This window comes from Bradyrhizobium sp. MOS001 (assembly GCF_004634465.1).
Classification (GTDB): domain Bacteria; phylum Pseudomonadota; class Alphaproteobacteria; order Rhizobiales; family Xanthobacteraceae; genus Bradyrhizobium; species Bradyrhizobium barranii.
This window is the reverse complement of sequence record NZ_SPVJ01000003.1, coordinates 22,084-43,874: the sequence shown is the minus strand read 5'-3', so window position 1 is coordinate 43,874 and position 21,791 is coordinate 22,084. Positions and strand designations below refer to the sequence as shown.

The window sequence follows — 21,791 nt, the reverse complement described above, 5'->3', positions numbered from 1 at the left end:
GCTAGCCGCCCCTCATCACGTCGGAGAGCTTTGGCCAGGACGAGGTCTCGCCGTCGTCGTGCGCGGGCGCATCGGTACGTTCAGCGGCGCGCAGCTTTGCGGAACGCGCGCGCGGATTATGCGCGACTTCCTCCTCACCCGCGATCACCGGCCGCCGGGTCAGCAGCTGGAAGCTCGGCGCGGTTTGCGCCACTTCCGGCAGATGCCGCGAACCGCCGCCTGTCTTGCTACGCTCGGAGAGGAAATTCTTGACGATGCGGTCTTCCAGCGAATGGAACGAGACCACCACGAGGCGGCCGTCCGGCCTGAGCACGCGCTCGGCCGCAGCGAGCGCGGTCTGGAGTTCCTCGAGCTCTTCGTTGACGAAGATGCGCAGGGCCTGGAACGTTCGCGTCGCCGGATGAATATCGCCGGGTTTCCAGCGCACGACCCTGCCGACGAGATCGGCGAGCGCGCGCGTTGTCGTGAACGGCGTCTCCTGCCGGTCGGCGACGATGGCGCGGGCGATGCGGCGCGACTGCCGCTCCTCACCAAAGAGATAGATGATGTCGGCGAGATCGCTTTCCGAGGCGCGCGCGACGATGTCGGCCGCCGTCGGCCCCGCCTGCCCCATCCGCATGTCGAGCGGACCGTCGAGACGGAAGGAGAAGCCGCGGCCGGCCTGGTCGAGCTGCATCGAGGAGACCCCGACATCCATCACGACGCCGTCGACGGCATCGACGCCCTGCGCCGCACAGACCTCGGCGAGATTGGAGAAGCGGTCCTCGACCAGCGTCAGCCGGCCCGCGGAGCGTTCGACCAACTCAGCCCCGCCGGCGATCGCCGTGCGGTCGCGATCGATCGCAATCAGCCGGGTTCCCGGCACGTCGAGGATGGCGCGGCTGTAGCCGCCGGCGCCGAAGGTGGCGTCGACATAGATCCCGCCCGCGCGCGGCGCGAGATGATCGACCGCCTCGCGGCCAAGAACGGGGATGTGCGGAACCGAACTCATGCGCCACACCCGCAGAGCGTCCTTGCGAGATCTGGGACGAGCGAGTCCATTACGCCTCGAATAATTCCGCGTCGCGGCGGTTCCACGACCCAACCCTCGTCCAGCATGGTTACCGAGCCCGGTCATCCCGGGCCGCAAACCCAGTGTTCCCAGTGGAATTTGTCGGGCAGCCATGGGATTTCGAGCCAAAATACGCTTTGGCCGCCTCCGGACGCGGGTCGGCTCTTCAATCCTCAGTAACGGCCCTTAGCGTTAAGAAAGCGTTGATCGGCTTGTTACAAGTCGAAAAGGTGACGCGTCGGTGATGCTCCATCCACACACATGCGCCAAAATGCATCCATTAACCGCGCCGCGCGATTGCGCGCGGCGGAGGGTAAAGGAATAGTAAAGAGAAGGGCTTGGCCCACTCTCTGTCCGACTTGAGCTGTCTATGTCGTCCGGTCCTTCCACGCCGTCTGGATCTGATTCGAAACGTCAACGCGTTCTCCCGGTTCCCAAGGCCGCGGCGAACACGCGGACGTTCGAGCCGGATTCCTCGATCGTCTCCGACATCATCCCTTCGCCGAACCATGGCGACCGCAACAAGGGACGGCAGCCGGATATGATCCTGCTGCACTACACCGGCATGCCCGACGTCGAGGGCGCGCTGGCGCGGCTGTGCACGGCGGGCACCGAAGTGTCGGCGCATTACGTCGTGCTGGAGGACGGCCGCATCGTGCAATGCGTGCCCGAGGCCAAGCGCGCCTGGCACGCGGGCGTCTCGTCCTGGGCCGGCGAGGACGACATCAACTCCTGCTCGATCGGCATCGAGATCATCAATCGCGGCCATGACTGGGGCTATCCGGAATATCCGTCGCGCCAGATCGCCGCCGTGATCACGTTGTGCCGCGGCATCATGCTTCGCCGCAACGTCGCCGCGCACCGGGTGCTCGGCCATTCCGACGTCGCGCCGGCGCGCAAGAAGGATCCCGGCGAGAAATTTCCGTGGCATTCGCTGGCCAATTCCGGCGTCGGACACTGGGTGACGCCCGCGCCGGTCGTGCGCGGCGAGAGCCTGATGCTCGGCACCATCAGCGACGAGGTGCTGAGCCTGCAGCAGGCGCTCGCCCGATACGGCTACGGCGTGCCGCTCACCGGCAAATACGACGCCGCGACGATGGAAGTCGTCACCGCCTTCCAGCGCCATTTCCGCCCGGCGCGGCTCGATGGTGTCGCGGATCACTCGACGCTGTCGACATTGCAGGCGTTGCTCGCAAGCCTGCCGACGGATGCGACGGCAGTCGCGGCGAAGTAACGGCGCAAGCCACACACTCCGGTCATTGCGAGCGCAGCGAAGCAATCCAGACTGCCTCCGCGGAAAGAGTCTGGATTGCTTCGTCGCTTCGCTCCTCGCAATGACGGAATGCGTGGCGACTACTCCATCTCCCGCATCCGTCGCGCATAGAGCCGCCGCAACGGCTCCAGCTGCGTCGCCGCCGTCGCGGCGACATACGCCTCGCGCGCTTCGTCCTTGCGCCCAAGCCGTCGCAACAGATCCGCGCGCACCGCAGGCAACAGCTCGTAGCCGCCAAGCCCGCCGCGCGCGGTGATCGCGTCGACGAGATCGAGCGCGCGCGCCGGGCCGTCGACCATCGAGACTGCGGCGGCGTGGTTAAGCTCGATCACCGGCGACGGATTGATGCGCAAGAGCACTTCGTAGAGGCCAGCGATCTGCGGCCAGTCGGTCTGCTCGTAGCTCGGCGCACGGGCATGCAGCGCGGCGATCGCGGCCTGCACAGCATAGGGCTGCGGGCGGCCAGGCACGCGGAGCGCGTCGTCCACGAGACGCAGACCTTCCTCGATCTGCACACAATTCCAGAGCGAACGATCCTGCTCTTCCAGCAGAACGACGTCGCCGGCTGTGGTCTCGCGCCCGGCACGGCGCGCATCGTGCAGTAACATCAAGGCGAGCAGGCCTTTGATCCCGGCGCGATCCGGCATCAGCCGGTCGAGCAACCGGCCGAGCCTGATCGCTTCGACCGCGAGATCGGGCCGCATCAAATCCGCGCCCGAGGTCGCAACATAGCCTTCGGTGAAGACGAGATAGATCACGGCGAGCACGCCGTTGAGCCGCGGCGCAAGCGCGGCGTGCTCGGGCACTTCATAAGGAATGCCGGCGAGCCTGATCTTCTGCTTGGCGCGGACGAGGCGCTGCGCCATCGCATCCTCGCCGACGAGAAAGGCGCGCGCGACCTGCGCCATGGACAGCCCGCAGACGGTGCGCAGCGTCAGCGCGACCTGGACCTCGATGGCGAAGGCTGGATGGCAGCACGTGAAGATCAGCCGCAGCATATCGTCATCGAGCGTTGCTGGCGGCTCGTCGCGCGCCTGCGCGTTGAACTCGAGCTCATGCACGAGCGCCCGCTGCTTGCCGCGGAACACGGCCTGCCGCCGGATGCGATCGATCGCCTTGTTGCGACCGACATTGACCAGCCAGGCGCGCGGATTATCGGGCACCTCGCCCGCCGACCAGCGCTCCAGCGCGACCGCGAAGGCATCCTGGAGCGCGTCCTCGGCGAGATCGAAATCGCCGACGAGGCGGATCAGCGTGGCAAGCACCCGCCCCGCCTCGTCGCGAAAAATCCGAGCGATGTCGGCAGGACAGATCACTTGTAGATCATGACCGGCCTGACTTCGATGGATCCCTCTTTGGCCTCGGGAATCCGAGCAGCCAGTCCGACGGCGGTGTCCAGATCCTTGGCCTCGACCAGATAGTAGCCGGCGAGTTGCTCGCGAGTCTCCGCGAAGGGACCGTCGGTCGTCAGGGTCTTGCCCTCGCGCACGCGCACGGTGGTCGCCGTCGTGGTCGGCTGAAGCCCGTCGCCGGCCTTGAAATGGCCGCTCTGGACGATGGACTGCGTGTAAGTGCCGTACTCCGCCGACAGCGCCTGACGGTCCGCGGGGGACATGTTGATCATTTTCGCTTCGTTCCGGTAGATCAGCAGTAGGTACTGCATGGCTTACTCCTGTTGTTCGGCCTGATTGCCGACATCCAGTCGAACGGGGCCAACATCAAACGACATCCTCGGGATAATTATTCGATATCAGGGGACGAGATCATTTGTAGATCATCACGGGCCTGACTTCGATCGAGCCGTCCCTGGCTCCGGGAATCCGCGCGGCCATCGCGATCGCTGCGTCGAGGTCTCTCGCCTCGACGAGATAATAGCCGCCGAGTTGCTCGCGGGTCTCGGCGAACGGACCATCGGTCGCGAGTACCTTGCCGTCGCGAACGCGAACGGTGGTCGCAGTCGAGGTCGGCTGGAGCCCGTCGCCGGCCTTGAAGTTGCCGCTCTGGACGATGGACTGGGTGTAGGCGGAATACTCCGCCAACAGCTTCTGGTAATCTGCGGGGTCCATCTTGCTCTGTTGAGCTTCGTTCCGGTAGATCAGCAGCAAATACTGCATCGCTTAACTCCTGTTGCTCGGCTGGATTGCCGGCATCCAGTCGAACCGGGCCCACGCCCAACGACATGTTCAGGATAAATTATTCGCAGCCGGCGTGCGCGGCGATCTCTGCTTGACGGAACCGTCACAAATGCCCCATGCGTAGCCGGTCAGTCGGCCGGACGGCCGCTCCGGCAGGTGCCGAAAGGCCGCCGGGGAGGAAAGTCCGGGCTCCCTTGACATACGGTGCCGGATAACGTCCGGCGGGGGCAACCCCAGGGAAAGTGCCACAGAGAACGAACCGCCCGCCGACGCCCCTTCGGGGCTCTGGCGCGGCAAGCCCTCGGGCCTGCCGTGCCGTAGCAGCGCAAGCTGCGTAGGCAGGTAAGGGTGAAAAGGTGCGGTAAGAGCGCACCGCGGCTCCGGCAACGGAGCCGGCATGGTAAACCCCACCGGGAGCAAAACCGAATAGGGACGGCGTAGCGGGCTGTTCGCGCAAGCGATAACGCCGCGGGGCGATGTCAGGCCCGCCGTCCGGGTAGGTTGCTCGAGGCCATGTGCAAACATGGTCCCAGAGGAATGGCCGTCACGTATCGTTCGCGCAAGCGGACGGTGCCTTACAGAACCCGGCTTACAGGCCGGCTGATATCTTGCAACGAGGGGTTCGATGCTGACCGCATCGAGCCCCTCACCATTTTGACCCGGCTGTCATTCCGGGGCGTGCGCAGCACGAGCCCGGAATCCATTCATCCACCGACTCTGCCGCCTGATGGATTCCGGGCTCTCGCTTCGCGAGCCCCGGAATGACGGCTGCGAACTAAGCGACAATCTCGTTCAACACGCCCATCAAAGCCTCGGGCGCCGTCACGTTCGGCGCATGACTCGCATCGAGCTCGAAATAGCGCCAGCCCTCCTCGTTCTTCGTGCGCTTCGCGAACTGCCCGAACACATCGCCCGGCGGAATGCGCCTGCAATAGATGTAGCTGCGCGGCATCGCCGGCTCGCCATGCTCGAGCTTGAGCCTCGTCTCGAAACATTTGATCGGCATGTTGATGCGGCGCGCATTGAGCCAGTCGAGATCGGCCTGCGGCGTATCCGGCGGCGGTGGATTCGGCGGGATGCGGTAGCCGTCGCCCGCGGCAGTCGCCTTGCGCATCGGCTCGCGGCCGCCCTCGTTGAGATCGAACAGCGACTGGCCGTCACGCGGCACGAAGGCGTCGAGATAGATCAGTTGCGTGACGCGCTCGCGCGCGCGGTCGGCAACACCGGTCGCGACCATGCCGCCATAGCTGTGGCCGAGCAGCACGATGTCGTCGAGGTCCTCGAACTTGATGACGTTGAGGATGTCCTGGATGTGCGTATCCAGATCGATCGCGGGACTGGCCAGATGCGCGCGCTCGCCAAGCCCGGTGAAGGTCGGCGCCACCAGGCGGTGGCCGGCCTGCGCCATCAGCGGATGCATCTTCTTCCAGGCCCATCCGCCGGACCATGCGCCATGACAGAGCAGAAAAGTCTTCGCGCGTGCGGCCATCGGCATTTCCATCGTTCTTGTTTCTACGATGGAGTGTAGCCGCCGCGCGCGCGATGTAAACGCTGCGGCCCCTCAGGCCGCGCGGGTGTTCACCTTCACGAGGACGGGCGCGACGGCCTCGCGGCGCAGCTTGCCCGCCTCAAAACCATGCATGCCGATCTGCCATTGCAGGCCGACGATGGCGCCCTTGGTCGGTTGCAGCAGCGCGAGCGAAGCGAACAGCGTTACCGGCAACCACACGGCCAGTTGCAGCCAGACCGCCGGCGCGTAGGCCGTCTCGACCGCGAGGATCGCCGGCACCACGAGATGGCCGACTACGACCATCACCAGATAAGCCGGGAAGTCATCGGCGCGCTGGTGAAACAGCTCCTCGCCGCAATGGTCGCAGCTGTCGGCCACTTTCAGGAAGCGCCCGAACATATGTCCTTCGCCGCAGTTCGGGCACTTGCCCAAGAAGCCGCGCCACATCGCCTTCGTGAGAGAGACTGAACCGGTTGCCATGACAGCACCTCTTCCTTTTCGCTGATCCATACAATAATATCTTGTATCCATACATTCAAAGGATATGGGCCTAAATTGCATGGATTGGACCCCTACAATCTCGGAGCTGAGCGGGCCGCGCTACCAGCGCATCGTCGAGGCCATGGAGGCCGACATCGCCGCGGGCCGGCTGGTGCGCGGCCAGCAGCTGCCGACGCAGCGCGCGCTGGCGAAGGCCCTCGGCATCGACCTCACCACGGTGACGCGTGCCTACACCGAGGCGCGGCGCCGCGGCATCATGGAAGCCCGGGTCGGACAAGGCTCATTCGTATCCGAGACCAGCGCGCGCCGCGCGGTCGACATGCCGCACCCGGTCGCGATCGACCTCTCGATGAACGTGCCGCCGCATCCGCTCGAAGCGCAACTCGATGAGCGGATCATTGCCGGGATGGAAGCCATCCGCGCGCAATCGGGCCTGACGGCGCATCTCAACTATCAGCCGCCCGGCGGCAGCGCGCATGAGCGCGAGGTCGCGGCCCGCTGGATGCGTGCACGCGTTTCGCACGCACACGCCGACAGGCTCGTGATCTTTCCCGGTACGCAGACGATCCTGTTCAACCTGCTCGCTCAGCTCGCGCGGCCCGGCGACGTCGTGCTGACGGAAGCCCTCACCTTCCCCGGCATCAAGGCCGCCGCGGCGCGGCTCGGCGTCAAGCTCGTCGGTGTCGCCATGGATGATGGCGGCATCCTGCCCGATGCGCTGGCGAAGACCTGTCGCGCGCACAGGCCGAAGGCCGTCTATCTCATTCCGACGCTGCACAATCCGACCACCGCGACGCTTTCCGCCGAGCGGCGCAACGCCATCGCAAAGATCATCAGCGATGCCGATACGGCGCTGATCGAGGACGATGCCTATGGGCTGCTCGACCGTTCGGCATCGCCGATCGCAAACCTCATTCCGGAGCGGACCTATCTCGCGACCACGCTGTCGAAATGCATCGCGCCGGCGCTGCGCGTCGCCTATCTCTTGACGCCCGACGACGCCGCGCAGCGCGACATGCGTGCCGGCCTGCAGGCCACCGTGCAGATGCCGGCGCCGCTGATGGTCGCGCTGGTGACGCATTGGATCGAGAACGGCATCGCCGATCGCATCATCACCGCCATCCGCAACGAGGCGATCGGCCGCCAGCAGCTTGCGCAGCGCGCGCTGAAAGGCATTCAATTCCTGGCCAAGCCCGCCGCCCATCATCTCTGGCTGCGGCTGCCGGAGGGCCGCCCCGACGTCGCCGCGCATCTGTTGCGGAATGGACTTGCAGTCGTCGCCGGCGACGCTTTCACCGTGGACGGAACACCGCCGCATGCCGCGCGCGTCTCGCTCGGCGCCGCGCGCAATCGATCGGAGCTGACGGAAGCGCTGCGCATCCTGGTCGGCGCGCTGCACAGGCCGGCCGACACGAGGCAGATCGTCTAGGCTCTTCTTATCGGTGGTGACGGCGGTGGCGCGGGCGAACGACCGGCGTCACGCCTGACGAATAAGCCGCATAGGCCTCGCTCGGTGCCACTGTCTCGCCACGAGCCGCGCGCGCCGCAGGCGTGAGCTGGCCGCCGTTCAGCACATCGCGGTCGGGATGGGCGGCCTGATAGGCCGCGGGTTCGGAGAACTGCGCCTGCGCCATCGTCGGCATCAGGGCCGCCGCAGACAGCAGCGCGGCTGCAACGGCAATCTTCGTGCGGGTCATGGTCGTTCTCCATCATCTCGTTCGGGGAAAGGCCAATGAGAGCGCATCATGGCGTCGGGCAGGCCCCCGGATTGAAGTATGGTCATCATGTAGGCCTGCCTTTGGCGAAAGCCCGCGGTTGGGGATCACGCTTGCGTGCGGTTTTGGAATTGACCTGCACGGCCGCAGCCGTGCTATGCGGGCGTTGGCGATCAACAGTTCGGGATCGCCCATTGCGACAAGGACAATCTGTTGGAAACGCTCACTTATGCGCTGCTGCTGTTCGGCGCGCTGGCCGGCGGCTTCGTCTCGGGACTGGCCGGCTTCGGGACCGCGCTGATGGCGCTCGGCATCTGGCTCTACGTCCTGCCGCCCTCGCTCGCGGTGCCCCTGGTGCTGATCTGCTCGGTGATCGCGCAGACCTCGACGCTGCCGTCGATGTGGAAGAGTTTCGACCTGTCGCTGGTCTGGCCGTTCCTGATCGGGGGCCTGATCGGCGTGCCGCTCGGCACCATGCTGATCGCCTCCGCCGATCCAAAAGTATTCAAGCTGAGCGTCGGCGTGCTGATCCTGATCTTTTCGACCGCTCTCTATCTCAACAAGAGGCCCCTCGCCGTGACGTTCGGTGGCCGCATTGCCGACGGCGCGATCGGCTTTGCCGGCGGCATTCTCGGCGGCCTCGCCGGATTGTCCGGGCCGCTGCCGATCCTCTGGGCCAATATCCGCGGCTGGAACAAGCACGAGCGGCGCGGCATCTTCCAGCTCTTCAATTTCACCGTGCTCGCGACCGCGCTGGTGTTGCAGACGGCGTCGGGTCTCGTCGAATTCAAGGTGGTCTGGCTCGCGCTGGTCGCCTTCCCGGGCACGCTGATCGGCGCCTGGGCCGGCGCCCGCGTCTATCACGCACTGAACGACAAGCATTTTGGCGACGTCGTGCTCGGCCTGTTGTTCCTGTCGGGCCTCACCCTCGTCTGGAACAGTATTGCCGCGCTTTAGGTGCGCGTCCTCTTCGCCGCGAGCGCCATGCCGCCGGCGACGCCGACACCGAGCACGTAGATCCAGCCCGAGGTGAAATCGAACAGATGCGTGTTGAGCAGTGAGGACAGCATGTTCTGCACCACGACCAGCATACCGATCCAGCAGGCTAGCCCCTCGCCGCGAAACATCAAGAGGTGCGCGATCCACAGCGCGTAGAGGACCAGCACGCCGACCATCCCCCACTGCACGGCATTGCTCAGGGGCTGATTGTGCGGGTTGCTGACGATCTCGCCGCGCAGCGGGTCGTCGTGCGGATTGGCGGCCACGCCGGCGAACAGACCGCGGATCGAGCCGGTGCCGTGGCCGATCAGCGGCGCGTCGGCGATGAACCCAAGGGACTTCCGCCAGTATTCGAGACGCGAGCCCATGCCGCTAATCGAATTGTTGTCGGCCTCCAGGCTCCTTTCATAATCGCTCTGGAACTTGCCGACGGTCGCGCGCAGATGCGGCGAGACGGCCCAGAGCGCTACGGCGATCAACGCCGTCGCAGCGCCGGCAACGAGCGCCACCCGCCAGCGCAGATGCAGCAGTGCAAACACCACGAGCAGGACCGGCAGCGTCACCAGCGCCGTGCGCGAGACCACGACGAACATCATGTTGGCGAGGAAGCCGAGCGCCAATACGGCGAACAACGCCGCGATCCGAACGCGGCCCTGCTGGACCAGCGTCACGATCGGGTACACCAGCGCGATCGCACAGAGCGCGAATTCCTGGCTCTGGTCGATATAATTGCGCACGGCGATCCCGCTCTCGACCTGGTAGGGCCCGCGCGACAGATAGAGCTTCAGCGAGAGCCTGGGATCGATCGCGACAGTGAAGGAGTACAGCATGAGCAGCGTGCAGGAGACCAGGAACGCCGCAAAAACCCATTTGCCGTAGGGCCAGCGCTCGAACTGGTAGATCAGCAGCGGGATCACCAGCAGTTTTGCCGGCGGCCCGAGCGCGTGCAGCCGCTCGGCCCAGGGCGCAACCGACCAGAGCGTGCCGACGAGTGCCAGCACGAACAGCGCGATCGGCAGCAGGCAGATCGGGCGCAGCAGCGAGCGCGGGAGTTCGCGAAGGTCGATGAAAGCAAAGGCGATCAGCCAGGGCACGAGCGCAAAAGTCACGCCGGTGGTGCTCCAGGGCAGCAGCAACGCGACCAGCGCGACGAAGCGGGCCGGTGTGCGGTAGCGCGCCGCCCAGATCGCGGAGAGCCAGGACGCTCGTCCTTGCTCGTTCAACACCTCGGTCATTGCTGTCCCTTGCAGATTCGCGGCCCACCCACGGCGCGGCAAACTAGCCGGAGCCGTGGGTGGGCGACAAGCGCGCGTCCGTTCAATCTGCTACGCGGGCTCGCGCATTGGAGGCACAACCGGCTCGGGATTTGCCGGCTTCGCGACCTTCTCCTGTGCCGGCAGCGCAAGGCGCTTTCTGAACTCCCGGAGCAACAGCCACACGCTCAGGGCGGCCTGTAGCGTGGTCGTCGCGATCGACAAATACCAGACATGCTCCATCCGGAAGCCCGGCCACGTCGAGAGCCAGATCGACGGCAGGGAATAGGTGAGAACCCGCGTCGCCGAGGTCCACAACACCGGCTTGGTGTTGCCAAGCCCCTGAAACATGCTGGAGCAAGTAAAGATCAGCCCCTGCGCCACCATGTTGAGCGAGACGAGGCGCAGAAACAGCGACGCAACCGCCATCGTCTCCTGATCCCTGGAGAAGCCGGCAAGCAACAGACCGGGCGCGAACTGCGCGAGTATCATGAAGACAATCATCACGGCGGTCGCGATAAGCGACGCCTTGACAAAGGTCTCCCGCACACGTGCTCCATTGCCGGCGCCGAAATTCTGGCCGGCGATGGGCCCTGCAGCGAGGGCGATGGCGAGCGCCGGCATCTGGATCAGCCCGAGGAGACGCGTCCCGATGCCAAACCCCGCCTGCGCCGCCGGGCCAAAAATGCTCAGCACGTAATAGCCCACGGCCATGATGATGAAGATCATCGCAAATTCCCCGCCTGCGGGCAGGCCGACATTGAGGATTCTCTTCCACTGCCGCAGCTGCGGCCGCCACTGCTCGGGGTGAAACGCGACGTAGCGCTCCAGCTTGAGGAAATAGCCGAACAGCATCAGCACGCCGACGAAGACGGCGATCGAGCTGGCAAGGCCGGCACCGGCGACACCGAGCGCATGTCCGGTGCCCCAGCCCGTGATCAGGACCGGCGCCAGCGCGATGTTGATGACCACGGCCAGCGCCTGCACCAGCATGCTCGGCCGCACGATGCCGGTCGCCCGCAATGCGGAAGCCATCACTTGCGTGGCGAATTGCAGCGCCAGCGCCGGCATAAACCAGAGCAGATAAACGGTACCGGCTTCGACCGTAGCTTCGTCGGCTGCAACCGCGCGCATGTAGGGGCGCGACAGAGCGAGGCCCGCGACCAATGTCAGGATCCCGAACAGCACCGACAGGACGACCGACTGGTTGAAGACCAGATTGGCGTCGTCGCGGTCCTTCCGCCCCACGGCGTGCGCCATCAGCGCAACCGTGCCGACGCCGAGCACCTGCATCAGCGCGTTGACCAGAAAGCCCGCATTACCGGCCGCCGCGACGCCGGCGATCGCCGCCTCGCCCAGACCCGAGACGAAATACAGATCGACGAGCTGACAGATCATGATCGTGATCATGCCGACCACGATCGGAGGCGCCATGCTCAGGATGTGGCTCACGATGGAGCCGCGCGTCAGGTCCTTCATCTCATTCCATCCTTAACGGCGTGACCGCGGGACTTTCGTCCCGCTGCCGCGCGCCTCTCATTCCGCCGCCGCGATGCGCCCGAGCTCCACCACCTGGCGCTCGAACAGACCGCGATAGATGCCGCCGGGCTTGCTCGCGAGCATGGCATGGGTGCCTTGCTCGACGATCTCGCCGCGGTCGAACACCAGGATCCGATCGAGGCTGCGCACCGTCGACAGCCGGTGCGCGATCACGATCGAGGTCCGGCCCTTCATCAGCCGCTCCATCGCCTGCTGGATCAGCGCCTCCGATTCCGAATCGAGGCTCGAGGTCGCCTCGTCCAGGATCAGCACCGGCGCATCCGCCAGGAAGGCGCGCGCCAGCGCCACGCGCTGCCGCTCGCCGCCCGACAGCTTCACGCCACGCTCGCCAACCAACGTGCCGTAGCCCTTCGGCAGGCGCAGGATGAAGTCGTGCGCGTTCGCCAGCCGCGCCGCGTGCTCGATCGCCTCCAGGCTGGCACCGGGCCGGCCATAGGCGATGTTCTCCGCAAGCGTGCGGTGGAACAGGATCGGCTCCTGCTGCACGATCGCGATCTGGCTGCGCAGCGATTGCTGCGTAGCGAGCGCGATGTCCTGCCCGTCGATCAGCACGCGACCACCGGAGACGTCGTACAGCCGCTGCACCAGCTTGACGAAGGTCGTCTTGCCGGAGCCGGAGCGGCCGACCAGGCCGACGCGCTCGCCGGCGCGGATCGTGACCGACAGTCCGTCATACAGTGGCGCGCGATGGCCGCCATAGTGGAACGTGACGTCGTCGAATACGATCTCGCCGGCCTCGATCGCGATCGGTCGCGCACTGGCCGCATCGGCAATCCCGATCGGCTCGCCATGGATCGCCACCAATTCGTCCATGTCGTTGACCGAGCGCTGGAGGTTGTTGATGTGCATGCCGACGTCGCGCAGATAGGCGTGGATGACGTAGTAGCTCGTCAGCACATAGGTGACGTCACCGGGCGACGCGTGCCCGGACATCCACAGCAGCACCGCGCCGCCGATCACGGACGCACGCAGGCATAGCAGCAGCGAGAGCTGCGCCATGGCCGTGTAGTTGTAGCGAAACCAGGTCCGCCGCACGCGCACGCGCCAGCGGTTGATGACGCGGGCGAGCCGCGTATCCTCGCGCGCTTCGGCGCCGAAGGATTTCACTACGGCGTTGCAGGTCAGCGCGTCCGCCAGCGTACCGCCGACCTTGGTGTCCCAGGCGTTGGAGACGCGCGCGGCCGGCGCGATGTAGCGCGTCGAGAACAGCACGGTGATGGCGACGTAGAAAAGCGCGCCCACCGCGATCACCGCGCCGAGCGACGTCCAGTGCAGGCCGATCAGGACCATGGAGCCGATCAACACCAGCAGAGACGGCGCCAATGCCATCAGGATGGTGTCGTTGAGCAGGTCGAGCGCCCACATGCCGCGGGTGACCTTGCGCACCGTGGAGCCGGCAAAGGAGTTGGCGTGCCAGTCGGTCGAGAAGCGCTGCACGCGCGTGAAGGCCTCCTGGGCGACATCCGACATGATCTTGAGCGTGAACGGGACGATCGCCTGGAGACCGATCAACCTCAGCACCACGGACGCCGCTCCGAGCGCCACGATGGCGCCGAACGCAACCAGCGCCGCGCGGCGCGCGTCGGGATCGGACGAGCCGCGCGTCAGCGCATCGACCAGATGTCCGGAGAATACCGGCATGAACAGGTCGGCGATGGTTGCGCCCAGCAGGCCGCCGGCCACGATCAGGCCGCGTCCGGGCTGCTTCAGCCAGTGCCGGAATACGAAGGGCAGCACCACGCGTATGGCCGCGGGCCTTTTTGACAGAGAGGTCATGACATTATCCGGCCGCTTTCGGCGCAGGCCGGCTCCATCGACGGACGCAAGTCCGCCACGGAGGGCTGACCGGCGTCACTCACAACTGATTTTGACTTGGGAAGTGGAGAGATCGGGACTCGTGACCCGATCGAATCTGGCGGAAGAGGCCTCTAACAGGCCGCCGACATACCGAACCAGAACATCGAACGCGGGCGTACGATCTGCGAGTGCGACGAAATCATGCAAATCTCTCCCTGGCTCGATTGAATGAGGTGCGCTTTATAGATGTATCGTTTCCGGTTTGCAACGGGGCCCCCGCGAATTCACGGACGAGTGTTGCAATTTGGTGCGTGGCGCCTTGGTCCGGCATCGCCGCCGCCTCAATCTCCGCTGTCATGCCCCGGCTTGACCGGGGCATCCAGTACTCCGCGGCGATAGTTAGCTCACACAACTTCCGCTGCGGAGTACTGGATCGCCCGCCTCCGCGGGCGATGACACCTCGTAAGCCGCTTGCCTAATGCGCGTCGCCGCCACCGGTCATCGAGGCCGGTTTGCTCAGCAGCGTGACCAGCAGGCTGAGGCCGAGATAGAACAGCGTCAGCGCGAAGAAGGCGTCGCCAAAGCTCATCACCACGGCCTGGCGGTGCACGATCTGGCTGAGCTGCTTCATCGCCATCAGCGTGGAATCGCCGAGCCCCTGGAATTTCTGCATGAACATGGTCAGGGTTTCGGTCGCGGTCGCATTGCCCCAGGTCACCCGCTCCTGAAGGCGGGTGATGTGCAAATCGGTGCGGTTGTTGAGCACGGTGTTGATGACGGCAAGGCCGACCGCGCCGCCGAGATTGCGCATCAGGTTGAACAGGCCGGAGGCGTTCTTCACCCTGTCGGGCGCCAGCGTTCCGAGCGCGATGTTGTTGGTCGGCACCATCGCGAACATCATGCCGATGCCGCGCAGGATCTGCGGCACCAGCAGCTCGTAGAAATCGTAGTCGCGCGTGATCCAGGTCATCTGGTAGGAGCCGATCGCGAACACGATGAGGCCGAACGCGATCATGTAGCGCATGTCGACCTTCACCATGAGACGGCCAACCAGCGGCGCGACCAGGAACATGGTGATGCCCGAGACGAACATGGTCTCGCCGATCATCAGCGCGCTGTAGCCGCGCACTTCGGCGAGGTAGCGCGGATAGATGTAGGTCAGGCCGTAGAGCCCGATACCGATGCAGAACTGCAGGACGCAGCCGACCGCGAAATTGCGGTTGGAGAAGGTGCGCAAATTGACGATCGGCTCGGCCGCGGTGAACACGCGCCAGAAGAAGGCGATCGCCGAGACCGCGCAGATCCAGGCGCAGATCGCGACGGACGTGTCCTGCATCCACTCATGTTGCGGACCTTCCTCCAGCACATATTCCAGCGTGCCGAGGAAGCCGGCCATGAAGAGCAGGCCCCACCAGTCGAAGCGGTCGAGCAGCTCGAAATGCGGCTCGTCGAAATCGACCAGCGCCAGCACGCCCAGCGTAATGCCGATGCCGGGCACGACGTTGATGAAGAACAGCCAGTTCCACGACATCAGATCGGTGATGTAGCCGCCGACCGTCGGGCCGATCGTGGGAGCCAGGGTCGCAACAAGCCCGATGATGGGACCGACGATGTGGAATTTGGAGCGCGGGAATACAGTATAGGCCGAGGCGAACACGGTCGGGATCATGCCGGCGCCCAAAAAGCCCTGAAGGGCACGCCAGAGGATCATCTCCTCGATCGTGGTGGCGAAGCCGCAGAGCAGGCTCGAGGCGGTGAAGCCCGCGGCCGAGATCGCGAACAGCAGCCGCGTGCCGAAAGCGCGCGACAAAAAGCCCGACAGCGGGATCGCGATCACCTCGGCGATCAGATAGGCGGTCTGGACCCAGGCGACCTCGCTGGAGCTTGCCGACAGGCCTGCCTGGATTTCACTGAGGGACGCCGAGACGATCTGGATGTCCAGGATCGACATGAACATCCCGAACACCATGATGATGAAGGCGAACAGCCGCTTCGGCGCGATGCGCTCCGAGTCGGGGTTCGCCATCATGGCGGGTGAGGCGGTGGTGGCGTTGGCCATGGTCTGACCTCGCAGCGCTCGATTTGTGGCTACTGCGGGTGGATCGCGGTGGGATCGTCGAGATCGATCTCGCTGTCGGCGTCGGCGGCGCCCTTGTTGGTATCGACGGTCGCATAGACCGACATGCCGGCGCGGAGCAGGTTCTGCTTCGCCACCGACTTCGGCACGCGGATGCGGACCGGCACGCGCTGCACGATCTTGGTGAAGTTGCCGGTGGCGTTGTCGGGCGGCAGCAGCGTGAACACCGAGCCGGAGCCCGCTGCGATGCTGTCGACGATTCCGGAGAACTTGCGCATGCCGTAGGCATCGACCTTGATCGTCACCGGCTGGCCGGGACGGATGCGCTTGAGCTGGGTTTCCTTGAAATTGGCGTCGATATAGACGTCGTCGAGCGGCACGATGTTGCCGAGACGCTGGCCGACCGCGACGAAGTCGCCGGCGCTGACCAGGCGGTTCGAGAACGTGCCGTCGACCGGCGCGCGCACCGCGGTGAAGGCGAGATCGCGCTCGGCCTTGGCGAGCGAGGTCTTGAGCTCGGCGAGCTGCGCCTGCGCTTCGGCCTGCTGCGCCTTGGTGACGTGGACATTGCTGACCGCGACGTCGTAGGCGGCCTGGGCGGCCTTGACCGCGGCGGCGCCCTGGTCGCGTCCGGCTTCCGAGCTTTCGAACGTGGCGCGCGAAGCAAAGCCCTTGCTGCTCAGCGCCTGCTGGCGCTCATAATCGAGATCGGCGCGCTTGAGGCCCGCCTCGGCCGAGACGAGCTGCGCCTTGGCCTGTGCAACCTGGCTGTCGAGCGCTGCAATCTGGCGGCCGATGCGATCGATGGTGGCCTGCTGGGTCGCGATCCTGGTCGCGGCGGCATCGACCGCGATCTTGTAGTCGCCGTCATCGATGCGGAAGACGACGTCGCCGGCGCGCACGGTCGTGTTGTCGCCGGCGAGGATCGAAGAGATGTGGCCGGCAACGCGCGCGCCCAGCATGGTGTTGTTGGCGCGGACATAGGCGTCGTCGGTGGAGACGTAGAAGCGGCCGACCAGCGTGTAGTAGCCGGCATAGCTCGCGGCCGCGAGCGCCAGCACGAGGCCAACACCCATCAGGACGAATTTGCGCTTGCCGGGCTTCGGCGCGTCGGCGGCAGCGGGTGCAGCCGGCTTGTCGGTCACGGGCGTCTCCGGCGCCTCATTGGTGCGGCGCTTGGTTTCCTCGGCCACATGAGAGCGCAACTGCTCGGCAAGGGCGACGGATTTCTCGGTCGCAGCTTCACTGCCGGCATGCCCCGGCGTCGTCTCCACCGCTTCCTGGCGAAGGACGCGCGCAGCCTGGTCTCTCGATACGGCCATAAAGGCCTCCCCAACAAAAAAAGCGGCGACCAGGGACGGCCCTCCTGCGGCCGGTTCCCTTTCGCCCATTCCAAATATCATTGACCGAACGGTTCGGTCAACATAGATAATATTCCCGGGCAGGACCCTACTGGCCCGAATCCTTTATTTGGGTTTCATGGGTCGGGCCCGATCCAGAAACCTTCCGAGACGCTGAACCAATGGTTGTAGCCGGCCGCGAACATCTCCACGTCGTCCAAGAGGAGGACAGCTCCAAGCGCCGCCAGATCCTGGACGGAGCCCGCAAGGTGTTCATGGATCTCGGTTTCGACGGCGCCAGCATGGGCGAGATCGCGCGCGCGGCGCAGGTCTCCAAGGGCACGCTCTACGTCTACTTCGCCGACAAATGCGCGCTGTTCGAAGCCATCCTCGAGCAGGAGGCGCTCCAGCACGGCCAGGTCGTTTTCAATTTCGATCCCGCGCGCGACGCCGAGACCACGCTGAAGGATTTTGGCCAGGCCTATATCCATCTGCTGTGCCGGCCCGGCGGCGGTTCGGCGATCCGCACCGTGATGGCGATCGCCGAGCGCATGCCTGACGTGGGCCGCCGCTATTATCTGCGCGTGCTGGACAAGACCATCAACCGGCTCTCCGAATATCTCAAAATCCATGTCGCCTCCGGCGACCTCAAGATCGACGATTGCGATCTGGCAGCGTCACAGTTCATGGAGCTGTGCAAGGCCTCGCTCTTCCTGCCGTTCGTTTTCCAGGCCGCGCCTGCGCCGTCGGAAGAGCGCATGACCGAGGTCGTCGACAGCGCGACGCGGATGTTTCTGGCGGCGTACCGCGCGAAGTAGCAGCGGCGTGCCACTCGTTGCGCAGCCCGCTGCCGCGGCATTATATTAAGCGCCATGTCCCGTGATCTTCGCCCGCCTGTCGATATCCTCCATTACGAGATCGTCCAGGAACAGGCCTCAGCGCTTGGACGGATGGGCAGTGCACTCGAACAGAGTCTTGCGCGCCTGCGCGAATTCGACGCCGCTCACGCGCGCTCGGAAGTGCCGGCCTCAATGCAAGCGGCGCGGCGCAAGCTGGTGATGGAAGCCGGCCAGGCGCTCTGGATGCTCGTGGTGCAACGGGAGGCGACCGGCTTGCGCGACAGCCGCCATATCATGCGGACCTACAACGTTCCGGGCGAGGTGCAGCGGTGCATGGGGCTGGTCCCCGCACCGTCGAAGCCGGCCTCGAAGTGACTGTCCGGCACCCAGGGACTAGGCCCCGATCTCTTCCATCTTGCGCCACCCATGCAGGACGCGGCGCCCCTCCCGGGTGAATGCGAAGCAATTGCCGCCGCCGGCCGCCTGATCGTGAACGCGATCGATGGCATGACCGGCTTGGTGACAGAACAGCAGCGTGCCGACGGCACCGTGGCCAACGAAGAGAACGTCGCCCGGGCGATTGCGGGATAGCACCGCCTCGGTCTCGCGCACGATGCGCGCCTGCGCATCGACGGCGCGCTCCCAGCCGCGGACGTTGAGATGTGGCTGCGCGAAAAACTGGTCGGCGACCTCCTCGAACTCGGCCGGTTTCAGGAAGCCGGTCGCTGAACGGTCGTTCTCATGCATGGCCTCGCGGATCTCGATCATGAGTCCGAGGCGGCCCGCGATGATCTCCGCGGTCTCGATCGCCTTGCGCTCGGCGCTCGAGACGATCTGCGTGGTGCTCGCGAGCCAGCCCGCATTCGCCGCGGTCTCAGTGCGCGCGCGACCGACCGAACTCAGGCCCCATTGCGGCACGGGCACCGTGGGATCTATTTGCACCTGCGGATGGGTGAGATAGCGGACGATATCGGCGGGCATCTTACTCGTCGGCGTACTCGTCCTCTTCCTGCTTGCGCGTCGCGCTCTTGCGCGTTCCGAGCGAGCCCGTGACATAGGGATCACGCCGACCGGCGTAAGGGTTGCGCTGCTGGGCGCGGCCGGCGACCTCGTCGCCCGAGACGGCGGCGGGCTGGCAGATCAGGCGGCGGCTGGCGCGGCGCATCAGATCCACGTGGATATGATCGTAGTGATAGACGTTCGAGCCCGGCGCCAGCACCGTGGTGAAATGCGCGCACGCGCCCGACTGCACGTCGCGCAAAAACCCCTGCTCTTCCGGCATGCCGCGCCAGCCGTCCTTCACGGTGACGCGGCGGCCGTCGGCGAGCACGAAGGCGGCGATGTCGAGCGCGTTGCCGAAGGCGTGCTCGGAAATGTGGGCGTGCGAGTTGCCGTTCATGCCGCGGCAGGAATAGGCGGAGATCTGCTTGATCTCGACGACGCGGGCGCCGAACCAGCGCATCGCCGATGGCTGCACGGTGTCGGCGAGCCAGCGATCGAGCTCGGACACGATCGGACAGGCGAGCGTCGCGGTCGGCTTGATCGCGACGGGGCCGACGGCGATGACGGGATTGCCCTGCGCCGGACCAAGACGCGGCAAAGGTTGCTGCGCGGGCGCCTGCGAGTACGGCGCCGGCCGCGCCGGATAGCTCGGCGCATTCATGTAGCGTGCGGCGCCCGCGGCGTCGGTGCCTTCGGGCGGCAGGTCGATTTCGTCCTCTTGCTGGGCCACGCCGGGCGCGTTCAGCGACATCGGGCCGGGCGCGTTGCCGTAGCCGGAGGGCTGGCGCACCGCGCTCTCGGGATAGTTCGACCGCTGCGGATAGGAGGATGACGGATAGTTCTGGCTCTGCGGAGGGTTCGATCGCGGCTGCGTCACCGGCCATCGCGGCTGGCCGCCGACACTCCCCGGCGGACGCAGTTCCTCGTCGGCAAAGCCATAGCTGCCCGAGGCTTCGCCGATGGCGGCGACCTTCAACGGGAACTCGGCGCCGCACATGCCGGGGCCCGAGATCGGCTCGATGCGGACGAGATCCGGCCCCTCTTTCACCGCGCCCGATTTCAGGCATGCGGCTTCGGCCTCGGCCCGCCACGGTTCGCGTTCGGCCTGGAAAAAGCCGCGTCCGCAACCCGCAAGCGAAACAAGGACGATGGAGCCGACGAGATACAAACGAACTCCGCGCGTCATGCACGCACGTTCGGTGAATTTACTTAAAGACTCTTCAACGTGTTGATTTCAGTGTTCTTTAACCATACCGGCACGCACGCGCGTACGCCGCCAGGCAGCAGCGGAAGCAAGGCTGACTTTTTCGGAGAGAGACTCTCTGTTAACCATGATGCGCTCGCACGGGGGACAGCAGCGGGAGCGACCTTATGACGTTCGCCGGGAGACTGAGCGTTATCACCGCGTGCCTCGCCATGGCCTTTGTCGGCGCCATCGTGCTCGGCATGATCTAGAGACATCACCGACCGCATCACGGGCTTGCCCGGCGGCGCCGGATCATCCGGCCGCCGGGCCTATTGCCGTGCTCAGAAATTCGAACAGGACGATCCCGTGACGCCGCCAATCTTGAAGTCGTGGCAGACGAGACCGGGATTATCAGGATCGGGATAGCCGTCGTCCTTCTCGCGAACCGTATGACTGAAGCGCCAGCCCCGCGTCCGCATGCAGCGCTTGTATTGCGCCGAAGTCGCCGTGCCGTTCTGCGGCGCGCCGAGTTGCGCGTCGCAGAACGCGCTGTCGACATGCAGCGCATCGTCGCCGCGCTGCTGCTTCAGCCTGTTGTTCCAGATGTCGGTGTCGGCGTGGGCCGGGACCGCGCTGCCGATCAGCAGCGCGGCGATGAGGCCGAGACGTTTCATGGTGGCTCTCCTTGCATGCGTCGTCAGCCATCGGTCGCGTGCAAGCGAGATGCAGGTTCGGTGCGGGACGATTACAAATTGGACAGGGGATCTTTCTTTTCCTTCTCCCCTTGCGGGAGAGGGTAAGCAGCACGCCTGCCCGCGAAAGACTACGACCTTGCCCCCCACTGCTGTGATGTCGTGATCACCTTCTGCTGCCGCTCCTCGACGCGCGTCCAGTCGTTGCCGGAGCACCAGAAGCGGCCGAGCGCGCAGGCTTCGACGCGAAGCCTGCCGGAAGCCGTCAGCGTCATCGTCCCATAATAGGTGCTGCCGCTGGAACGGCTGTAGATGCTGCCGGTCCAGGAATCGTGCGTTTTCGGCTTCATGTTGACGAGCACGCTTTCGCCCCGGCTCGAGGCTTCGGTCAGCGCATAGCCGCACAGCGCGGCGCCGCAGCGTTCGACGCGAACCGTGCCCTTCGCGCCTGGGCTCTCCCATTCGCCGAGCGGCGAATAAGCCGGCTCGTCATCGCTGCGCTGGGCGATCGATGAAGTCTCGTCGGGCCTCGGAGCGACGGCCGTCACCTCCATGCGCGGCGGATCGAGCATGACCGTCTTCGGCGGATCCATGCGCGGCAGCTCAACTCTCGGCGGATTGGGGCTCGGCGCCTCGAGTCTTGGCGGCGGCAAGACAACGGGCTGCGATGTGGCCGCGGCCATGACGGGGGCGGGCGGCGCGGGTGGTGCCACGACGACGGCCGCTGGCGCCGGCCTGACCGGAGCTGCCGGACAAGCCGGTTGCGACGGCGCGACTACGGGCAGCGGAGCAGGTGTCGTATCGGCATCGATCGTCCGCCGGAGGCTGCGATTGGATGAAACCGACACACAGGAAGCAGAC

At 65.6% G+C, this 21,791-nt stretch carries 21 protein-coding genes and 1 other RNA gene; 6 read left to right on the top strand and 16 right to left on the bottom strand.

Features of this window, described 5'->3' with window-relative positions; genetic code table 11:
- Position 1 precedes the first annotated feature (1 nt).
- Positions 2-991 (bottom strand): 16S rRNA (cytosine(1402)-N(4))-methyltransferase RsmH, encoded by a 990-nt coding sequence (gene rsmH, locus CT676_RS05930; RefSeq protein ID WP_167767959.1) that lies wholly within the window; start codon positions 989-991, stop codon positions 2-4.
- 430 nt (positions 992-1,421) lie between these two features.
- On the opposite strand from rsmH, the gene CT676_RS05925 reads away from it, so the two are divergent.
- Positions 1,422-2,285, top strand: coding sequence for an N-acetylmuramoyl-L-alanine amidase (locus CT676_RS05925; RefSeq protein ID WP_193560871.1), 864 nt, complete (start codon positions 1,422-1,424; stop codon positions 2,283-2,285).
- 119 nt (positions 2,286-2,404) lie between these two features.
- On the opposite strand, the gene CT676_RS05920 is transcribed toward CT676_RS05925, so the two are convergent.
- From CT676_RS05920 to CT676_RS05910, 3 genes are all read right to left on the bottom strand, one after another.
- Positions 2,405-3,637, bottom strand: a complete 1,233-nt coding sequence (locus CT676_RS05920; protein ID WP_167767976.1) for an RNA polymerase sigma factor — start codon at positions 3,635-3,637, stop codon at positions 2,405-2,407.
- Positions 3,637-3,987, bottom strand: coding sequence for a YciI family protein (locus CT676_RS05915; protein WP_063981533.1), 351 nt, complete (start codon positions 3,985-3,987; stop codon positions 3,637-3,639). The genes CT676_RS05920 and CT676_RS05915 overlap by 1 nt, the downstream gene beginning before the upstream one ends.
- A 100-nt stretch (positions 3,988-4,087) precedes the next feature.
- On the bottom strand, positions 4,088-4,438 hold the full coding sequence (locus CT676_RS05910) for a YciI family protein (RefSeq protein WP_063981532.1): 351 nt from the start codon (positions 4,436-4,438) through the stop codon (positions 4,088-4,090).
- Positions 4,439-4,587: 149 nt separating this feature from the next.
- Here CT676_RS05910 and rnpB point away from each other — a divergent pair.
- Positions 4,588-5,067, top strand: an RNA gene (gene rnpB, locus CT676_RS05905) — RNase P RNA component class A.
- Positions 5,068-5,234: 167 nt separating this feature from the next.
- Here the strand turns inward: rnpB and CT676_RS05900 are convergent.
- Positions 5,235-5,948, bottom strand: a complete 714-nt coding sequence (locus tag CT676_RS05900; RefSeq protein ID WP_085399286.1) for an alpha/beta hydrolase — start codon at positions 5,946-5,948, stop codon at positions 5,235-5,237.
- A gap of 72 nt (positions 5,949-6,020) precedes the next feature.
- Positions 6,021-6,479 (bottom strand): DUF983 domain-containing protein, encoded by a 459-nt coding sequence (locus CT676_RS05895; RefSeq protein ID WP_071910384.1) that lies wholly within the window; start codon positions 6,477-6,479, stop codon positions 6,021-6,023.
- 49 nt (positions 6,480-6,528) lie between these two features.
- Between CT676_RS05895 and CT676_RS05890 the strand changes: the two genes are divergently transcribed.
- On the top strand, positions 6,529-7,899 hold the full coding sequence (locus CT676_RS05890) for a PLP-dependent aminotransferase family protein (protein ID WP_167767958.1): 1,371 nt from the start codon (positions 6,529-6,531) through the stop codon (positions 7,897-7,899).
- 7 nt (positions 7,900-7,906) lie between these two features.
- On the opposite strand, the gene CT676_RS05885 is transcribed toward CT676_RS05890, so the two are convergent.
- Positions 7,907-8,167 carry a hypothetical protein gene (locus CT676_RS05885; protein WP_085399270.1) on the bottom strand — a complete coding sequence of 87 codons (261 nt, stop codon included), beginning with the start codon at positions 8,165-8,167 and terminating at the stop codon, positions 7,907-7,909.
- A 231-nt stretch (positions 8,168-8,398) separates the two neighbouring features.
- Between CT676_RS05885 and CT676_RS05880 the strand changes: the two genes are divergently transcribed.
- Positions 8,399-9,142 (top strand): sulfite exporter TauE/SafE family protein, encoded by a 744-nt coding sequence (locus tag CT676_RS05880; protein WP_071910378.1) that lies wholly within the window; start codon positions 8,399-8,401, stop codon positions 9,140-9,142.
- Here the strand turns inward: CT676_RS05880 and CT676_RS05875 are convergent.
- The 5 genes from CT676_RS05875 to CT676_RS05855 all read right to left on the bottom strand — a co-directional run bounded on the left by CT676_RS05875 (position 9,139) and on the right by CT676_RS05855 (position 17,193).
- Positions 9,139-10,419 (bottom strand): O-antigen ligase family protein, encoded by a 1,281-nt coding sequence (locus tag CT676_RS05875; protein WP_085399269.1) that lies wholly within the window; start codon positions 10,417-10,419, stop codon positions 9,139-9,141. The two genes, CT676_RS05880 and CT676_RS05875, sit on opposite strands and share 4 nt — an antisense overlap.
- Before the next feature lie 90 nt (positions 10,420-10,509).
- The gene (locus CT676_RS05870; RefSeq protein WP_085399268.1) at positions 10,510-11,916 is read right to left on the bottom strand and encodes an MATE family efflux transporter; all 1,407 of its coding nucleotides are present in this window, start codon (positions 11,914-11,916) and stop codon (positions 10,510-10,512) included.
- Positions 11,917-11,973: 57 nt separating this feature from the next.
- On the bottom strand, positions 11,974-13,773 hold the full coding sequence (locus CT676_RS05865; RefSeq protein WP_085399267.1) for an ABC transporter ATP-binding protein: 1,800 nt from the start codon (positions 13,771-13,773) through the stop codon (positions 11,974-11,976).
- A 496-nt stretch (positions 13,774-14,269) separates the two neighbouring features.
- A complete protein-coding gene (locus tag CT676_RS05860) occupies positions 14,270-15,853 on the bottom strand; it encodes a DHA2 family efflux MFS transporter permease subunit (RefSeq protein WP_085399266.1) in 1,584 nt (527 codons plus the stop codon).
- A gap of 29 nt (positions 15,854-15,882) precedes the next feature.
- The gene (locus tag CT676_RS05855) at positions 15,883-17,193 is read right to left on the bottom strand and encodes an HlyD family secretion protein (RefSeq protein WP_085399265.1); all 1,311 of its coding nucleotides are present in this window, start codon (positions 17,191-17,193) and stop codon (positions 15,883-15,885) included.
- A 200-nt stretch (positions 17,194-17,393) separates the two neighbouring features.
- On the opposite strand from CT676_RS05855, the gene CT676_RS05850 reads away from it, so the two are divergent.
- Together CT676_RS05850 and CT676_RS05845 are read left to right on the top strand one after the other, a co-directional pair.
- The gene (locus CT676_RS05850; protein ID WP_085399264.1) at positions 17,394-18,029 is read left to right on the top strand and encodes a TetR/AcrR family transcriptional regulator; all 636 of its coding nucleotides are present in this window, start codon (positions 17,394-17,396) and stop codon (positions 18,027-18,029) included.
- 54 nt (positions 18,030-18,083) lie between these two features.
- Positions 18,084-18,425: a DUF6665 family protein gene (locus tag CT676_RS05845; RefSeq protein ID WP_085399263.1), complete on the top strand. Its 342-nt coding sequence runs from the start codon at positions 18,084-18,086 to the stop codon at positions 18,423-18,425.
- Between the two features lie 18 nt (positions 18,426-18,443).
- Here the strand turns inward: CT676_RS05845 and CT676_RS05840 are convergent, their stop codons facing one another.
- The 4 genes from CT676_RS05840 to CT676_RS45125 all read right to left on the bottom strand — a co-directional run bounded on the left by CT676_RS05840 (position 18,444) and on the right by CT676_RS45125 (position 21,523).
- Complete coding sequence (locus CT676_RS05840) at positions 18,444-19,031, bottom strand: histidine phosphatase family protein (RefSeq protein ID WP_085399262.1); 588 nt, start codon at positions 19,029-19,031, stop codon at positions 18,444-18,446.
- 1 nt (position 19,032) lies between these two features.
- Entirely contained in the window at positions 19,033-20,238 is a 1,206-nt protein-coding gene (locus CT676_RS05835; protein ID WP_135214108.1) for an extensin family protein, read from the bottom strand.
- A 341-nt stretch (positions 20,239-20,579) separates the two neighbouring features.
- Positions 20,580-20,912: a hypothetical protein gene (locus CT676_RS05825; RefSeq protein WP_085399260.1), complete on the bottom strand. Its 333-nt coding sequence runs from the start codon at positions 20,910-20,912 to the stop codon at positions 20,580-20,582.
- A gap of 149 nt (positions 20,913-21,061) precedes the next feature.
- Positions 21,062-21,523, bottom strand: coding sequence for a DUF2147 domain-containing protein (locus tag CT676_RS45125; RefSeq protein WP_244623073.1), 462 nt, complete (start codon positions 21,521-21,523; stop codon positions 21,062-21,064).
- Positions 21,524-21,791 lie beyond the last annotated feature (268 nt).

Excerpts from the sequence above, each read along its gene's own strand:
- CT676_RS05875 (WP_085399269.1), bottom strand. The coding sequence starts at position 10,419 with ATGACCGAGGTGTTGAACGAGCAAGGACGAGCGTCCTGGCTCTCCGCG.
- CT676_RS05900 (WP_085399286.1), bottom strand. The coding sequence starts at position 5,948 with ATGGCCGCACGCGCGAAGACTTTTCTGCTCTGTCATGGCGCATGGTCC.
- CT676_RS05840 (WP_085399262.1), bottom strand. The coding sequence starts at position 19,031 with ATGCCCGCCGATATCGTCCGCTATCTCACCCATCCGCAGGTGCAAATA.
- CT676_RS05855 (WP_085399265.1), bottom strand. The coding sequence starts at position 17,193 with ATGGCCGTATCGAGAGACCAGGCTGCGCGCGTCCTTCGCCAGGAAGCG.
- CT676_RS05825 (WP_085399260.1), bottom strand. The coding sequence starts at position 20,912 with ATGAAACGTCTCGGCCTCATCGCCGCGCTGCTGATCGGCAGCGCGGTC.
- CT676_RS05925 (WP_193560871.1), top strand. The coding sequence starts at position 1,422 with ATGTCGTCCGGTCCTTCCACGCCGTCTGGATCTGATTCGAAACGTCAA.
- CT676_RS05845 (WP_085399263.1), top strand. The coding sequence starts at position 18,084 with ATGTCCCGTGATCTTCGCCCGCCTGTCGATATCCTCCATTACGAGATC.
- rsmH (WP_167767959.1), bottom strand. The coding sequence starts at position 991 with ATGAGTTCGGTTCCGCACATCCCCGTTCTTGGCCGCGAGGCGGTCGAT.
- CT676_RS05910 (WP_063981532.1), bottom strand. The coding sequence starts at position 4,438 with ATGCAGTATTTGCTGCTGATCTACCGGAACGAAGCTCAACAGAGCAAG.
- CT676_RS05915 (WP_063981533.1), bottom strand. The coding sequence starts at position 3,987 with ATGCAGTACCTACTGCTGATCTACCGGAACGAAGCGAAAATGATCAAC.
- CT676_RS05890 (WP_167767958.1), top strand. The coding sequence starts at position 6,529 with ATGGATTGGACCCCTACAATCTCGGAGCTGAGCGGGCCGCGCTACCAG.
- CT676_RS45125 (WP_244623073.1), bottom strand. The coding sequence starts at position 21,523 with ATGGATCCGCCGAAGACGGTCATGCTCGATCCGCCGCGCATGGAGGTG.
- CT676_RS05870 (WP_085399268.1), bottom strand. The coding sequence starts at position 11,916 with ATGAAGGACCTGACGCGCGGCTCCATCGTGAGCCACATCCTGAGCATG.
- CT676_RS05860 (WP_085399266.1), bottom strand. The coding sequence starts at position 15,853 with ATGGCCAACGCCACCACCGCCTCACCCGCCATGATGGCGAACCCCGAC.
- CT676_RS05895 (WP_071910384.1), bottom strand. The coding sequence starts at position 6,479 with ATGGATCAGCGAAAAGGAAGAGGTGCTGTCATGGCAACCGGTTCAGTC.
- CT676_RS05835 (WP_135214108.1), bottom strand. The coding sequence starts at position 20,238 with ATGACGCGCGGAGTTCGTTTGTATCTCGTCGGCTCCATCGTCCTTGTT.
- CT676_RS05865 (WP_085399267.1), bottom strand. The coding sequence starts at position 13,773 with ATGACCTCTCTGTCAAAAAGGCCCGCGGCCATACGCGTGGTGCTGCCC.
- CT676_RS05850 (WP_085399264.1), top strand. The coding sequence starts at position 17,394 with ATGGTTGTAGCCGGCCGCGAACATCTCCACGTCGTCCAAGAGGAGGAC.
- CT676_RS05885 (WP_085399270.1), bottom strand. The coding sequence starts at position 8,167 with ATGACCCGCACGAAGATTGCCGTTGCAGCCGCGCTGCTGTCTGCGGCG.